Annotated in this window: 10 protein-coding genes; 1 reads left to right on the top strand and 9 read right to left on the bottom strand. The window is 55.6% G+C overall.

From position 1 onward, the window contains the following. Positions 1–2: 2 nt before the first annotated feature. Genes PT964_RS08295 through PT964_RS08270 form a run of 6 tightly spaced genes read right to left on the bottom strand, consistent with a single transcriptional unit; the run spans position 3 to position 8,700 of the window. Positions 3–917, bottom strand: coding sequence for a carbohydrate ABC transporter permease (locus PT964_RS08295; protein WP_274362878.1), 915 nt, complete (start codon positions 915–917; stop codon positions 3–5). Next, entirely contained in the window at positions 914–3,937 is a 3,024-nt protein-coding gene (locus PT964_RS08290) for an extracellular solute-binding protein (protein ID WP_274362877.1), read from the bottom strand. The genes PT964_RS08295 and PT964_RS08290 overlap by 4 nt, the downstream gene beginning before the upstream one ends. 37 nt (positions 3,938–3,974) lie before the next feature. Then, positions 3,975–5,669: a right-handed parallel beta-helix repeat-containing protein gene (locus PT964_RS08285; protein ID WP_274362876.1), complete on the bottom strand. Its 1,695-nt coding sequence runs from the start codon at positions 5,667–5,669 to the stop codon at positions 3,975–3,977. Between the two features lie 20 nt (positions 5,670–5,689). Next, entirely contained in the window at positions 5,690–6,697 is a 1,008-nt protein-coding gene (locus PT964_RS08280) for an SGNH/GDSL hydrolase family protein (RefSeq protein ID WP_274362875.1), read from the bottom strand. A 31-nt stretch (positions 6,698–6,728) separates the two neighbouring features. Next, a complete protein-coding gene (locus PT964_RS08275) occupies positions 6,729–7,724 on the bottom strand; it encodes an MDR/zinc-dependent alcohol dehydrogenase-like family protein (RefSeq protein ID WP_274362874.1) in 996 nt (331 codons plus the stop codon). Further along, positions 7,714–8,700, bottom strand: coding sequence for a zinc-dependent alcohol dehydrogenase (locus PT964_RS08270; protein WP_274362873.1), 987 nt, complete (start codon positions 8,698–8,700; stop codon positions 7,714–7,716). Before PT964_RS08270 ends, PT964_RS08275 begins: the two co-directional genes overlap by 11 nt. A gap of 179 nt (positions 8,701–8,879) precedes the next feature. Here PT964_RS08270 and PT964_RS08265 point away from each other — a divergent pair, with 179 nt between their 5' ends. Then, entirely contained in the window at positions 8,880–9,722 is an 843-nt protein-coding gene (locus PT964_RS08265; RefSeq protein WP_274362872.1) for an AraC family transcriptional regulator, read from the top strand. Between the two features lie 127 nt (positions 9,723–9,849). On the opposite strand, the gene gndA is transcribed toward PT964_RS08265, so the two are convergent. The 3 genes from gndA to zwf are packed head-to-tail and all read right to left on the bottom strand — an operon-like array spanning position 9,850 to position 14,845. Beyond that, a complete protein-coding gene (gndA, locus tag PT964_RS08260; protein ID WP_274362871.1) occupies positions 9,850–11,259 on the bottom strand; it encodes an NADP-dependent phosphogluconate dehydrogenase in 1,410 nt (469 codons plus the stop codon). Positions 11,260–11,316: 57 nt separating this feature from the next. Then, positions 11,317–13,311, bottom strand: coding sequence for a transketolase (tkt, locus tag PT964_RS08255; RefSeq protein ID WP_274362870.1), 1,995 nt, complete (start codon positions 13,309–13,311; stop codon positions 11,317–11,319). Beyond that, positions 13,289–14,845 carry a glucose-6-phosphate dehydrogenase gene (zwf, locus tag PT964_RS08250; protein WP_274362869.1) on the bottom strand — a complete coding sequence of 519 codons (1,557 nt, stop codon included), beginning with the start codon at positions 14,843–14,845 and terminating at the stop codon, positions 13,289–13,291. The genes tkt and zwf overlap by 23 nt, the downstream gene beginning before the upstream one ends. Between the last annotated feature and the right edge of the window lie 59 nt (positions 14,846–14,904).

The following is a 14,904-nucleotide window of genomic DNA, read 5'->3' as shown; positions in this document are numbered from 1 at the left end:
GGCTATTCTCCTTTGGATGAAAACACCGCAAAGCATAATCGGCCCAGGCCGAAGATGAGGAAAAACAGCACGACCGAGACGGCCGCGGCATACCCCATTTCATATCGGATCATCGCGTAATCCTGCAGATGCAGCACGATCGTGTGCCCCGCGTACAGCGGACTCGGAAAACCGGCGACCGCCTTGCTGATATCGCCGACGCGGAACGATCCGACGACGGCGAGGACGGCGCCGAACAGCATTTGCGGCTTCATCGCGGGAATCGTAATATACCAAAGCTCCTGTACGCGCGAGCGGATTCCGTCGACTTTACCGGCATCGTACAGCTCGGCGTTCACCGTCTCAAAGCCCGCAAGAAAGGCTAGGAATCCGGTGCCCAAGCTCATCCACAGCGAAATGACGATGATGACGGGCATGATGAGGTCGACGTTCTGGAGCCATTGAATCGGTTCGCTGACGAAGCCCATCCGCATGAGAATGCTGTTCAAATAGCCGTAGCTGTCGTTCGCAAAGATGACGAGCCACACGACGGCCATCGCCACGCCGCTGGTCAGGGAAGGAACGTAAAAAACGGTCGTATAATAAGGCCGAATCCGTTTCGGGATTTGATGGATGAGCCAGGCGAACAGAAACGCCAAAATGTACCCGACCGGCCCGGTAATCAGCGCGAAATAAAGCGTATTCATAAGCGAAGTGATAAAAATTTCGTCATCCACGAACAGCGTTCTGAAGTTCGACCATCCGGTCCAAACGGGCGGCTGCAAAATGTTGTAGTAAGTGAAGCTCAGTACCCCTGAAGCAACCGTCGGCACAACGATAAACAGCGCGAACAGCGCAAAGAACGGGACAAGCATGAGATAGGAAGCTCTCCATCTCCAAACTTCGCTCATCCATCGCTTCACCGGTACGACGTTCATGGCGAGTCCCCTCCTTTCGCGGCATTTGCATTCATTGGTCCGCTTAATCCCTTCATCATCGTGTCGTACTCATCCCGCTTTCGGGTCAGCTCTTTATTGATCTCCTTCACGGCGTCCTCCAGCGCGATGCGTTCGTTCGCGCCGAGCAGCACCGCTTTATTCCATGCGTTCTGCAAATGGCGCTGCGTGTAGTAACCGCCAAGAATGACAGGCTGCTCCCGAAGCCAGCTCCACTGCTCCTTAATGGCCGCAAGCTGCTCTCGGCTCCACGCCATTCCTTCCATCGCGTCTACGTTCGCGCTGTTCCAGCGGGAGCCGACGCCGACCAAGCTTTCCACTTCCAGCCCGTAACGGATTTGAATGTCTTCGGACATCCACCACTTCAGAAACTCCCATGCCTCTTCCTTATAAGGAGAGGAGCCCATGATGACGGCTGTCTGCGACGCACCTGCCCCCGAAGCGCTGCGGTCGATCGTGCCGTCCTCGCGTTTCACGCCGGGGAGCGGAACCATCTTCCACCTGCCGCCCAGCTCGGGGGCCGCCGTGGCAAGCCGTACATAGAAATCGTAGCCGCCGATGCCGATCGGCATCTCCCCGGTCCGGAATCGTTGATAGAAGTCTGCCTGCAGCGGAATTTTATAATTGATGAACAAATTGACCCATTCCTTGAAGGCGGCCAGCGCTTCCGGGGTGTCCAGCGCGGATTCGGTTTTGTCCTCGTTGTAGAAATCTCCCCCGTGTTGGAATAGGAACGGCGTATATCCGCCAGAGCCGGCCGGATAATAAAACTGCATCCCTTCCTCCTGCAGCAGCGGAAGAAGCTCGTATACGTCCTGCCATGTTTGTGGCGGCTCTGCGCCGATTCGGTTCATCACGTCCTCGCGGTAAAACAGAAGGTTGAAATCGAGCGTTTCCGGCAAGGCGTAAAGCCCGTCTTCAAACTCCAGCGGCACCAGCGCTTCCTTCACAAAGCGGGACCGCACCTCTTCGATATCCGGGAACGTATTCAAATCCGTAAGCGCACCCCGCACCGAGAAGTCGACGGGAACGCTTGGGGAGACGCCTAACGCCACATCGGGAGCTTTGCCTCCGGTGTAGGCGAGCAGCAGCAAATGCTCCGAGCCCATCGGAATCGTATTGATGTCGACCTTGATGCCTGTCTTCGGCGTAAAGTCTTCCATGACAAGCATCTTAATGATGTCCGTCCATTCGCGCCCCCGCGCCACCCACACCTTCAGCACCTTATCATCGGCGGCCGCCAACGTCCGGTCAGTGCTTTTAGGCTTTGTATACGAAGCGATGAATTTCCGATAGGTGGCGGCCAGCTGCTCGGTCAGCACCGAGTTGGTCATCGGGTACTGCGTGCCCGGTTTGCCGATGACGATATAATCCACATAGAGGGGCTGCTCCTTCATGCTTTGCAGCATCGAGGCCAGAGCCCCCTGCACGCTGGCCAGCTCGTTCAGCTTATACGGAATTTGCTGAGGGTCGCGGGCCATCCCCTCCAGCAGGGAAACCGCCGTTTGCAGCGTTTGACCGTAAGAAGGCATTTTGCCGCCGTTAACCCGTTTGATGTAGCCGTAGCTGTCGCGGAACTTGTCTGCGCCGGTCTCCAGCCGCCCGATCAAATTCGGGACGTACTTTTCCAAATTCCAATCCTGGTTGCGGTCCGACGAAATTTTCCCGTTCTGGTCCCGCGAAGAAGCGGTAATCTTCATCACGTCGGCGCTAAGATTGTTAAGATCCTCTAATATAACTTCAATCTGATAGATTAGGTCCCGGATTGGCCCGATCGCGCCGGTCAAGGCGATTTCGTGTTTTCCTTTGGTGAAGTAGAACAGGAAAGGCCGGTTGTCGGCATGCTTCAAAGGTTCGAGGTGCCAGCCTCGAATGGAGGGGAAGGAATACTCTTGCATCTCTTTGAAAGGAATGTCGCCGTCGATCCGAATCGTACGATGGGGTACTTGATTCGCCGCCGGTGTCGCATAGCGGAAAGCGATCTCGTACAAGCCGTCCTCGGGCGCCTCGAATTCCCAGACAGCCGTTTGCCCTCCCCTGTTCCATTTGCCGCTGAAGGCGTTGTATCTGGTCAGCAGCACCGCTTTCGGCTCGGTGTTCGGATCGTCGTTCCACAATGCGCGCAGCGACGGCTCCGATACCTCGAGCGGCGTTTCCGCTTGCAGCTTGATCGTCTCCACCTGTGCCGGTTTATAACCGTTCGCCTTGTATTCCGCCGCTTTCTCCTCGTACGCTGGAAGCGCTTGCGGTTTGCGGATTATGATTGAGCCGACGGCCATCGGTTCCCGCAAATCAACGAGGCGGAACGTATGCGTTCCTTTTTCCAAATAAAATCGGTAAGGCTCGCTGTAAAATTGTTCGGGCTCCTCGACCGCTTTTACCCGCCATTCGAATATTTCTTCCTGCGGAGGTCGAATTTGATTGCCCTCGTCGTCGAATAACAGCTCGCGGCCGTCGCGCCAATACCGGTGGAATGCAATGCGGGACGCTTCTTGAAACGGGGCGCCTCCGTCGATCAGAAACTGGCGTTCGATGCCCGACGTTTTGCCTGCAACCGGGTAATATTCGATGTCGATCCGGTACAGAGCCGATTCCGGAACCTCGAACGTCCACTCCGCCCAATCGCCTTCGCCGTCGGTGACGACCGCCTGTTTTCCCGCTGTTTCGCGAAGCTCGGCATCGCCTCCGAAACCGGAGGCTTGCCGGGCGCTAAGGACGATATTCTCGCCTGCATAATCGGCGATCCCCTGCTCCAGGTACGAATTCAGCATTCTTCCGTACGGCACCTCGGGATTAAGCACATAATCTAGCTGTACAACCGGTTCGTGTAACACGTCGGTGCTTTCCGGACCCGCAAACTGAACCCCGCGGGGGGCGGGTCGATTCATAACGATAAACGCCGTGATCAAAACGACGACAACAGCCGCAGTAACGACTATTCTTTTAAGCCGCATGTTCCGGCTCACGGTTCCGGCTGGAAGCTCCATCGCCAATTTTGCCATTTGTACCCCCCTCGTCAGGCTTCAATCGTCCCGTCAGTCAATGTTTGAGCTCGATCCAATCCGTTCCAAGCGCATTGCCGGTTCCGTCCGTCAGTCGGTACCATCCGATCACGAATTTGTCGTTCGACAATACCGGCTCCGTGTTGTACACGGTATCTCCCTTCGTCCATTTGCCCGAGGCGGGTACCGTATGTTTTACGAACTTTCCGTTCACCATGATCTGGTCGATGGCTTGATCGTAAGAAATCGAACCGTTCGCATGATTTTCATTCACAAATACAGGCTGTTTGCTGCTTGAAATTCTTACAGAGGTCCATACGTCGGACGCCAGTCGGTTTCCCGAAACGTGCACATTTTCACAGTAGTCCACGATGATGTCGAACACCTTCATGCCGGAGATGAAGTTCCCTATAATGCTCGTGTTGTTCTGATTCCAGCCGACGCCGATCCCGATGCATTGCGTATTCGTTCCGCCGTAATGGCCGATCGTGTTGTGCTCGATGCGGCACGAAGCGATGCCCCCCGGCACGCCGAGGTTGTCGCCTCTGATTCCATAAAGCGCCGCTCCCTCCGTCAGCGCAACCCAGTTGCCCGCGATCGTCAATCCGCCTTCCGTCGTCAGGTAGTAGATGCCGTATTTTCTGCAGAAGTCGAAGTCGCACTCCACAATGTTCCCGTAAAGACATCTGGTCCAGTTCACGCCGTAATCAAAGCCGAACGTAAGCGTTTTCGTAATATTCAAGTCTTCCGGGCGATGCTCGGTATTGCCCCCGGGTTCGTAATCGAAGGTGGAGTCCACGTAGATCGCCATGGAATCGCCGCTTCCTCTAATCGTTTCGGCACCCCGTATAATTTGGCAGCTGTCGATCACATTTTTCACGCTTTGGCCGATCACCTTGATTCCCGTCCACACATCGTTCATGTAGCAGCCGTACACTCTGGAATGCCATACTCCGCGCAGGCTCATCCCTGTGCCATAGTACGCTATGTAAATATTGGAAAACGTAATTCCGGTCGTTCGCTGGAGCGTCGCGTTTCCGGGAACGTTAATCGCCGTGTAATTGGCCGCCGAATCTCCGAAGATAGCGAATTTCTCGACGACGACCGGAGACAGCCCGTTTGATACCGTAAAGGTGAGGCAATCGCAGGCGGAGCCGAGCAATTGCGATGCGTAGCCGTTGCCCCGGATGGAGGTGAGTTGCGGAACGACGATGGTGGAAGTCACCTTGAACACGCCGTCGGGAATGTAAACCGTCGCGTGCGTTGCGGCATTCACGCATGCTTGGATCGCCGCGGAGTCGTCCGTCACGCCGTCACCCTTGGCGCCGAACCATTTGATGTTGAGCGCGTCGTCGTATACCCGTTTGAATCTGGCGCCCGATGCCGCGACAATGACCGTCCCCGTATTGTCCGGCGATGTGACGTCCGACGCATCATAAGTAAAGACGCCTTCTTGACCCTTATCATTGACATAAAAGACCGTGCTTGGAGGTGGAGCTGCATTCATCGAACGCAAGGAGGCGATGCTGGCGACCATCATCGGCTTCTCGCCCTGATTTCGCAGCAGCTGGCTCTCGGCGCTCGGTTCAGCCGCCGTTTGCTCGCCTTCCGCGGCTTTCGCAATCCCCGCCAAACCGCCGGCGGCTGCCGCAATCCCCATCATCCCGATCGAGGTCAGCAGCCTCCTTCTGCTCATGAACATGTCATTCTCCATATCTTGATTGGTCGTCATATCATTGTCCTCCTTCACGTTCACCGATTGTTATTTAACATTGCTGCGAAGGCGCAGCTGTAAATCCAATGACCGTAATCGTTCGGGTGGTTAATGTTGTTTAAGAGCATGCTTTCCGGCGTCTTCCCGGCGGACAGCTCTTGCCGCCATAGGGCATGCGCATCGGCTACGCCGATATTGTATTCGGCGCCTAATTTACGAATCGCGTCCGCGTAACGGTGTATGTCTCCGCTCGTATACCGCCAGCGCGGATTCGGCTCGCAAGGCGTAACGAGAACAATGTCGCTGTCGCAATGCTCGCGGATGCACTCGATCATATCCCGCAGATTGCTTTCAAAGTCGGGGAGCGGGACGCCGTTGCGGTCGCCGTATTTATTCTGATCGTTCATGCCGTAACCGATGGATACGAGATCCGGCTGCAGCGGGGTCACATCGTCGCGAACGCGTCTCGCTCCCCCGTCGGTCGCTTCTCCTCCGACGGACTTGTTGACGATGTTGATTCGGCTTTGCGGGAACAAGCTTTGCAACTGTTCCGAGAAGCGTCCGTAGTAGGTTAAGCTGTCACTGCTGGCTTCCCCGCCGGTGCTGATGCTGTCCCCGTATACGACGTAGAGCGCTTCTTTACCGTCGGCGAGCTTGCGAGCGGTCCGCTCGAGGAATGCGGAACGCCTGACGCCGTCGCCCGTGAACCGATCGTTCGTTCGCTCGGCGTCCGTCCAGTAATCCGCGTAAACCGTATAACTGCGGTTGCTGTAATCGGGATAGAGCGTATGATCGAATTCGTTCACGCCGTACATCGGGTGTAAAGCGCCGTCCGGAATCCGGCTGCCTTCCGTGCGGCGAATCGATCCGCTGCCGTAATCGACGACGAAGTCTTTGTCTTGCTCATATCGGATGAGGTCCGGATGCGCCGGGTCCGAATGGCTCCGCACTTCCACCGGTTGCCCGGCAAGCGGGCGATATCGAAGCGGCAACGCTTCCTCCCTCGTGAACACGAATGCTTCCGCCGTTTGTTTGCTGACCGACATGTTGCTTTACGCCTCCTCCACGATTCATCCGTTAGTCCTTCTGTTTCCACTCCAGCACGATCCCTAGGAAAAACTCCGACTTGTTCATAATGAGCTCCCAAGCTTTCTCCGCTTCCGAAGCCGGAAATTGATGCGTGATGAGAGGCGTCGTTTGGAGCCATCCGTCCCGAATGCCCTCCAGCGTACGGTCCATCCGCTCTTTCGTCCAGCCGGACGGGCAGTGCAGCGTCATTTCTTGAGCGCGCAATTGTTGGATGTCGACGATTCCCGATGTCCCTAAAAATCCGGCCGAGACGAGATGGCTGTTCCATTTCATGGCCGGCTGAAGCTCTCGGAACGTATCTATGGCGCCGACCGTATCGACGACGACCGCCAAGTCCTTCCGGGCGCCAAGCCAATCCGACAAGGGCCGTTTCTTCGTGTTGACCTTATGAATCGAAAGGGGCAGCAGCGACAGCCTCTCGTCATGTCTGCCGAGCACCGTAACCTCCGCCCCCCGGTGCGCCAAGGACTGAGCGGCCCATTGGCCGACCATGCCGTCGCCGATCACTACTGCTTGGTCGCCGGCTGCAACGGTGGGACGGAACCCGCAATTGTAACCGACCTGCGTAAGCACCGTTCCGCTGTATGCGAGTGGATCAGCTCCTTCCGGCAGCTTCCATACTTGGCTTGCGTGCGTAACGGACGGGTTGATATGGCCGCCGGAGTCGAATTTCATCCCATTGACCTTGCTGACGGAGGCGAACACCCAATCTCCGGGCTTTACGTGCCGCACGAGCTCGCCGGCGCTTCGTACGATCCCGACCTTCTGATATCCGGCCACTTGGGGAAAGGGCAGCTCGTCGCCGGGCCGCGGGGGCTGCTCCCCGGTTATCCTCTCGCCGTACAGGAAAGAGGACTCCGTCCCGTTGCTGATCCAAGAATATACAAGATCGATGACGACATCCTCCGGCCCCGGCTCCGGAACGTCAACCGCGCTGAATCGAACCTGCCTTACGCCCGTAAATACGACGGCTTCAGCCTTCATGGCGGTCTCCTGCGGTACTTCCGATTGCGTCGAAATCTGTTTTCGGATAAGCGTATACTTTAATAGCCTCTTGTTTTTTCAACACTTCGATCGTTTCGTTGTATCGGTAGAACGGAATATGGTGCGTTTGCAAGCATTCCGTGTTTAACCCTTTGTTCATGACGAGGTCGAGCAGTAAAGCACGGTCTTGTTCCTCGAATCTCCGATACCGGTACGATTCCAGCTTGGTCCCCTTGAACCAAAGATGATCGCCATAGCGGACTTCTCCCTTCAGTACGCCGAATATAACGAGGTGGGAATCGACGCTTTCCAGCAGGCGCTGCACGGAAGCCGAAGCGCCTACGCAGTCGTAGCCCAGCTCGAACCGCTCGCCTCCCAGCTCATCCGGGTGGACCGCCGTCCCGATTCCTAGCCGATTGACGAGTTCGATCCGTTCTCGGTTAATTTCTACGGCTTTCACGTTGGTCGCTCCGAGAAGTTTGGCCGCCTGCACCGCCAGCATTCCGGCCGGACCGAGCCCCGATATGAGCATCGACTTGCCGGTAATGTCGCCGAACTGCAGCATTCCGATCAATACGCATTTCAGCAGTTCGAACGATGTCGCTTGCTTCCAGCCGATTTCATCGGGCAGCTTGATCACTTCCGCCTCGCGGTAATTGATGTATTCCGCATATGCCCCGTTGCCGCCGATATGTTCCAATGCGGCGATGCGGTCTCCTACCTGTAATGTGCGGACCTCGCTTCCTACCGCTATAACCGTCCCGGCAGCTTCATGTCCCGGGAATCCGGGTAGCAGCGGGTACTCCGGCCGTTTGCCCGCTGTAAACATGTCTTTGCCGCCCATCATATGAAGGTCCCAGCGAGGGCACGTGGATACGATCTCGATCTGAACCGTCACTTGATCTTTTTCCGGTTCGGGATGCGGTATATCTATAATCTCGTAAGAATTTTCCTCTACGATTTGCAGCGCTTTCAAACAGATCGACATCCTTTACCTAAATTGTTTTGATCCGGTATGTTTAAGTGTACAATGGAGGAAAATTGTTGTCTTTGCACTTCATAACCCATTAGCAATTCCTAAACGGTGGAAAATACGGGATTTTCAGAGGCGAAATTGTACATTATTGACATTGCGGCTGTGAAGGAGGTATTCGAGTGAAGATTCGTTTATGCAGAGCGGGTTCGATCTCGCGGTCTGATGAAGCCCCCGGGGGAGGGATGCACCCGTCACTCTATGAAATTCTTTATATTACTTCCGGAAAAGTCAGGTTTCGTTGGATGACGAACTTTTGCGAGACGGAAGCGCCGGCCGTGTTCATCATGTCCGTATCGACGCCGCACCTGCTCGAAAGCTTGTATGCGGAAGCGAAGTTCCGTTTCATAGAGCTCGCCGATTGGGATAATTTCGCGCTGACGGACAAACAGATCGACCAGTGGAACTTTATGCAGACGCGCAAAGAGCTTTTTAACGAACCGCTCGTTAAGCTCATTATTCAATCGTTGGATTTGGTCTACTCTCTCCAATCGACAGGCGCCGCTCTTCAAGATGAGCATCTTGAAGAAGTGTGCCTTCTGGAAATTAGGAAAACGTACAATCTGATTGCGTGTATTTTAAACAACTTTACGAACGGCGCGCCGTCCGGCGTTTTAAAGCTGAAGCCGAAACCGCGGGAGATGGCCGAGCTGCTCATCGAATTCATGGATGCGCATTATCGGGACGAAATTACGCTTAAGCACTTAGCCGAATTGGTGCATCTGCACCCTTCCTACCTTGTCCGCATGTTCAAAAAGCAGACGAATACGACCCCGTTCGACTACCTCCGAGACCTTCGTCTGAAAGCAGCCGTTCGATATTTATCCGTAACCGAAATGCCGATCAGCGCCATCGTCGAAGAGACGGGCTTCCGCAGCGTCCATTATTTCTCCCGGCTGTTCAAACAAGCATTCGGCCAAAGCCCTGCCGAGTGGCGAAAGCAGATGAAGAGGCTGAACATATAAAAAGCACGCTGTTTTCAACAGCGTGCTTCATCGACCGCCTCGAACGGAACTTCATTCCGCTGCAGCCCTCCGCTTGACGGCTGCCACCCATGCTTAGCGCACTGATCAAATTGGGAGTTCTAATTCTCTATTCCGTCCACTTGAAATGATAGCTTCCCTGCCGATCGATCCTCTCGAATGTATGGGCGCCGAAGTAATCCCGCTGTGCCTGCAATAAATTCGCCGGGAGCCGCTCCGTGCGATAGCTGTCGTAATAAGCGAGCGCCGACGCAAACGCCGGAACCGGGATCCCTCGGGTGACCGCAGCGGCCACGACTTTACGCCATTCGTTCTGATAACTCTTGACGATACCGCCGAAATACTCGTCCAGAAACAGGTTTTTCAGCTCCGGATTGCGGTCGTAGGCATCTTTCATATTTTGCAGGAACCTCGCTCGAATAATGCAGCCTCCGCGGAAGATCATCGCGATGCGGCCATAGTTCAAATTCCATCCGTATGCTTCGGAAGCAGCCCGCATCTGGGCGAAGCCTTGGGCGTACGAAGCGATCTTGCTGGCGTACAGCGCCTTGCGGACAGCTTCGATGAACTCTCGCCGATCCCCGTCATATCCCACGGCCGCAGGTCCCTCCAGCTTCCGGCTGGCGGCGACCCGCTCTTCCTTCATTGCGGATAGGAAGCGGGCAAACACCGACTCGGTAATGATCGACAACGGAACGCCCAGATCAAGCGCGCTTTGGCTCGTCCATTTGCCGGTGCCCTTCTGCCCCGCCGAATCCAAAATGACGTCGACGAGGGGCTTGCCAGTCTCCGGATCGGTCTTAGCAAAAATATCCGCCGTGATTTCGATCAAGTAGCTGTCCAGCTCTCCCTTATTCCATTCGGAAAAAATGTCATGCAGCTCGCTAGCCGTTAACCCAAGAACGTCCTTGAGCAAATGGTACGCTTCGCCGATCAGCTGCATATCGCCGTATTCGATGCCGTTGTGGACCATTTTGACATAATGGCCCGCACCGTCTTCTCCGATATACGTCGAGCAAGGATCGCCGTTCACCTTGGCGGAGATGGCGGTCAAGATCGGCTCGACGAGCTCGTAAGCGTCCTTCTGCCCGCCCGGCATAATCGCCGGACCGTTGAGCGCTCCCTCCTCGCCGCCGGACACGCCGGCTCCGATGAAGCGGAAGCCTTGAGCCTGCAGCTCTTTGTTGCGCCGCTGCGTATCGGGAAAGTGCGCGTTGCCGCCGTCGATCAGTATATCGCCGGGTTCAAGGTAAGGTACGAGCTGACGGATCGTATCGTCCGTCGGCTCGCCCGCTTTAACCATGATCAATATTTTACGCGGCGTCTCGAGCGAATCGACAAACTCTTGCACGCTGTAAGCGCCGAAGAAGTTTTTGCCGTTCGCTTCCGCCAAAAGCTCGTTCGTTTTCTCCGGCGAGCGGTTATATACCGATACGGAGAAGCCTTTGCTTTCGATATTCAATGCGAGATTTTTCCCCATGACGGCCAATCCGACCACGCCGATTTGCTGTTTCCCCATTGCGTTCTCTCTCCTATCCTGTTTCTCTATCTCACTCGAATTGCGTAGTTCTCGCTATTACTGCAGCAACTGCTTCGCCAGACGAACGACGTTGTCTACGCTAAATCCGAAATATGCCAACACCTCGTTGCTCGGGCCGGAAGCGCCGAACGTATCGATCGACAATATCGTGCCGCCGGCTCCTGCATACCGATCCCAGCCTAGAGAAATGCCGGCTTCGATGACGATCCGCTTCGCGTCCGAATCGGGCAGAACGCTCCTCTTGTAGCTTGCAGGCTGGCGCTCGAACAATTCCCGGCAAGGCATCGCCACCACGCGAACGGACGCGCCTTCCTTCTCGAGCTCCGCTTTGGCGCCGACGGCAAGGGCAACCTCCGAGCCGGTCGCAATCAGTACGATATCCGGCTGACCGCCGGTTTCCGTCAAGATGTAGCCCCCCTTGGCGACCTTATCTTTGTTCCCTGCGGTCTCACCGAATACCGGCAAGTTTTGTCTGCTTAATACAAGTGCAACCGGTCCTTCCTTTTGCTCCAACGCGTACGCCCAAGCGCTCGCCGTTTCGTTGGCGTCCGACGGCCGGATGACCGTAAGTCCCGGTATCGCACGCAAGGCGGCCAATTGCTCCACCGGCTCGTGCGTCGGGCCGTCCTCGCCGACCGCAATCGAATCGTGCGTAAACACATAGATCACGGGCAGCTTTTGCAGCGCGGCCAGCCGAATGGATGGGCGCAAATAATCGCAGAACACGAAGAACGTGCTGACGAACGGCTTGACGCCTCCATGCAGCGCCATGCCGTTGCCGGCGGCGCCCATGGCATGCTCGCGGACACCGAAGTAGATGTTGCGGCCCGCGTACGATTCGACGGCGAACACGCTCTCTCCCTTCATATCCGTCATCGTCGAATGCGACAAATCCGCGCTTCCGCCGAAGATCGAAGGAACGACCTTGACAAAGTGATTGATCGCTTCGCCGCTCGCGACGCGAGTCGAAATCGATTTCGCAGTATCGAACGTCGGGATCGATGCCGAATCGATCGTTACGGAACCGTCGATCGCAGCGGCAAGCTCCTCGCCCAGCGCTGGATATTGCGTCTTATACGAAGCAAATAGCTGATCCCACTCCGCTTCCCGATCCGCGCCTTTCTTCTTCAACTGTTCGAAATGCGCTTTGACCTCTTGAGGAACCGTAAACTCTTCCTCATATGGCCAGTTGTACCGTTCCTTGGTCGCCGCGGCTTCCTCTTTTCCGAGCGGATTGCCGTGCACCTTGTTCGTTCCGGCATGCTTGCTGCCGTAGCCGATCACCGTGCGCACCTCAATGAGCGTCGGCTGCTCCGTATTCCGCTTGGCCGCCGCGATCGCATCGGAAATCGCCGAAATATCGTTGCCGTCTTCGACCCGCAAATACTGCCAGTTAACCGACTCCGCCCGTTTCCGAACGTCCTCCCCAAAGGACAAATTCAGCGCGCCGTCCAGCGAAATATCGTTGGAATCGTACAGCACGATCAGCTTCCCGAGCTTCATATGCCCCGCCATGGACATCGCTTCGTAGGAAATGCCTTCCATCAAGCAGCCGTCTCCGACAAGCGCATAGGTGTAATGGTCAACGATCGGAAAGCGGTCCCGATTGTATTTCGCGGCCAGATGAGCCTCCGCCATCGCCATTCCGACGGCCGACGCGATGCCTTGTCCCAGCGGACCCGTCGTCGCTTCCACCCCGTCCGTGTGGCCGTATTCGGGATGACCCGGCGTGCGGCTGTTCAGCTTGCGGAACTGCTTCAAGTCGTCGAGCGTTACCCGATAGCCGGATAGGTGGAGCAAGCTGTACAGCAATGCCGAGCCGTGACCGGCCGAAAGCACGAAGCGGTCCCGGTTGAACCATTTGGAATTACCCGGATTGTGATTCATGTGGGCGGACCAAAGTGCGTAAGCCATCGGCGCCGCTCCCATCGGAAGCCCCGGATGTCCGGAATTGGCGGCATTGATCGCATCAATAGACAAGGTGCGAATCGTATCGATCGTTAATTGCTCAATAGTTTGCGTGGTAGGCATATGGCTCTCCTTCTTTTTCACGTTTTTCGATTTTTTTGTCAGCATTACCTGCGTTAGCAGCCCTTTCGTCGAGCCACCAGTGGAAACCGTCTTCCGACAGCAAGGCGTCGGCTTCGGCCGGTCCGTAAGTTCCCGCAGCGTAGGGAATCAAAGGAACAGCATTTTCTTCAAAAGCGTCCAAGATCGGCTGCACCCATTGCCACGACAATTCCACCTCATCCCAATGGGCGAAAAATGTCGCATCACCCCGCAGCGCATCGTGGATCAAATTTTCATATGCTTCGGGAGATTGCGACGGACGTTCGTGCAGATCGATATGGATCGGCTTGAACGCACCGTCGTATCCCGGTTGTTTCGTATTCAACTGCAGCGTGATGCTTTCCTTCGGGCCGATTTCAAACACGAGCAAATTCGGAGCGATTCGCCCGTGCCCGTCGTTCGGCGAAGAGACTTGCTTCAGCGGTTCCTTGAATTCGACGACGATTTTCGTCAATTTCTCCTTCATCCGCTTGCCCGTACGAATATAGAAAGGAACGCCGCGCCAAAAGCCGTTGTCGATATGAAGCTTCGCGGCGATGAACGTGTCGGTTTGAGAATCGGGCGCGATCCCCGGTTCGGACCGGTACCCCGGGACCGGTTTTCCATGCACGGTTCCTGCCGCATACTGCCCGCGGATTACGCGTGATTCCATACGCTCCTTAGGGATCGGCTCAACGGCTTCCATTATACTTTTCTTCTGGAAGCGCACATTCTCAGCGGTGCTGCTTCCCGGAAAATGGATCGCCGTCATCATCATCAATTGCAGCAAATGGTTCTGGAACATGTCCCGAATGGCTCCGACATGATCGTAATAGCCCGATCTTTCTTCCACGCCGATCGATTCGTTCGCAATAATTTGGACGTTGGCGATATACCGGTTCGTCCATATGGCCTGAATGACCGGGTTCGCCTGCTGCAAGGATTCCATGCGCTGCACGACCGGTTTCCCCAAATAGTGGTCGATCCGGAATATTTGTTGCTCCGTGAAAGCTTGGCTCAGTGTGCGATTCAGTTCCCTGGCCGATTTCAAATCATGGCCGAAAGGCTTCTCGATCACTAGCCGTTTCCAGCCCTGCACGGAACCGAGTCCGCTCTCCTGAATGTTGACTGCGATCGTCTCAAAAAATTCCGGCCCGACAGACAAATAAAACAGCCGGTTCGAAGGCAGCCGCAGCTCGGCTTCCCTATGCTCTACCCGTTCAAGCAGCTTACGATAATCATCCTGACGGCCGATGTCCAGCACGTTGTACCGGAACGCGCTCAGAAAGGCGCGCACCTTCTCCGAATCCTCCGGATCGCGTCTAGAAAATTCCCGTAATGACTTCTCGACGTTAGCTTGAAACGTTTCGTCGGTCCATTCCCTTCTGCCGAGTCCGATCAGGGAGAACGGCTGCGGAAGCTTTCCGTCAAGGAACAAATTATATAGGGCGGGATATATTTTTCGTTTCGCCAAATCGCCCGTCGCCCCGAACAAAATAATCGTAGCAGGCTCCATCGCAATGCTCCTTCCTTATGAGCTCGGGTTCAAGCTCTAGCAACAATTTCTTAGATTCA

The sequence above is a fragment of the Paenibacillus thermotolerans genome (assembly GCF_028745515.1).
Classification (GTDB): Bacteria; Bacillota; Bacilli; order Paenibacillales; family YIM-B00363; genus Paenibacillus_AE; species Paenibacillus_AE thermotolerans.
This window is presented reverse-complemented; position numbering and strand designations above follow the sequence as displayed.

What these genes read in the sequence shown, in the direction of transcription:
- PT964_RS08295 (WP_274362878.1), bottom strand. Translation starts at nt 917, where the DNA reads ATGAACGTCGTACCGGTGAAGCGATGGATGAGCGAAGTTTGGAGATGG.
- PT964_RS08290 (WP_274362877.1), bottom strand. Translation starts at nt 3,937, where the DNA reads ATGGCAAAATTGGCGATGGAGCTTCCAGCCGGAACCGTGAGCCGGAAC.
- PT964_RS08285 (WP_274362876.1), bottom strand. Translation starts at nt 5,669, where the DNA reads ATGACGACCAATCAAGATATGGAGAATGACATGTTCATGAGCAGAAGG.
- PT964_RS08280 (WP_274362875.1), bottom strand. Translation starts at nt 6,697, where the DNA reads ATGTCGGTCAGCAAACAAACGGCGGAAGCATTCGTGTTCACGAGGGAG.
- PT964_RS08275 (WP_274362874.1), bottom strand. Translation starts at nt 7,724, where the DNA reads ATGAAGGCTGAAGCCGTCGTATTTACGGGCGTAAGGCAGGTTCGATTC.
- gndA (WP_274362871.1), bottom strand. Translation starts at nt 11,259, where the DNA reads ATGGGGAAACAGCAAATCGGCGTGGTCGGATTGGCCGTCATGGGGAAA.
- tkt (WP_274362870.1), bottom strand. Translation starts at nt 13,311, where the DNA reads ATGCCTACCACGCAAACTATTGAGCAATTAACGATCGATACGATTCGC.
- zwf (WP_274362869.1), bottom strand. Translation starts at nt 14,845, where the DNA reads ATGGAGCCTGCTACGATTATTTTGTTCGGGGCGACGGGCGATTTGGCG.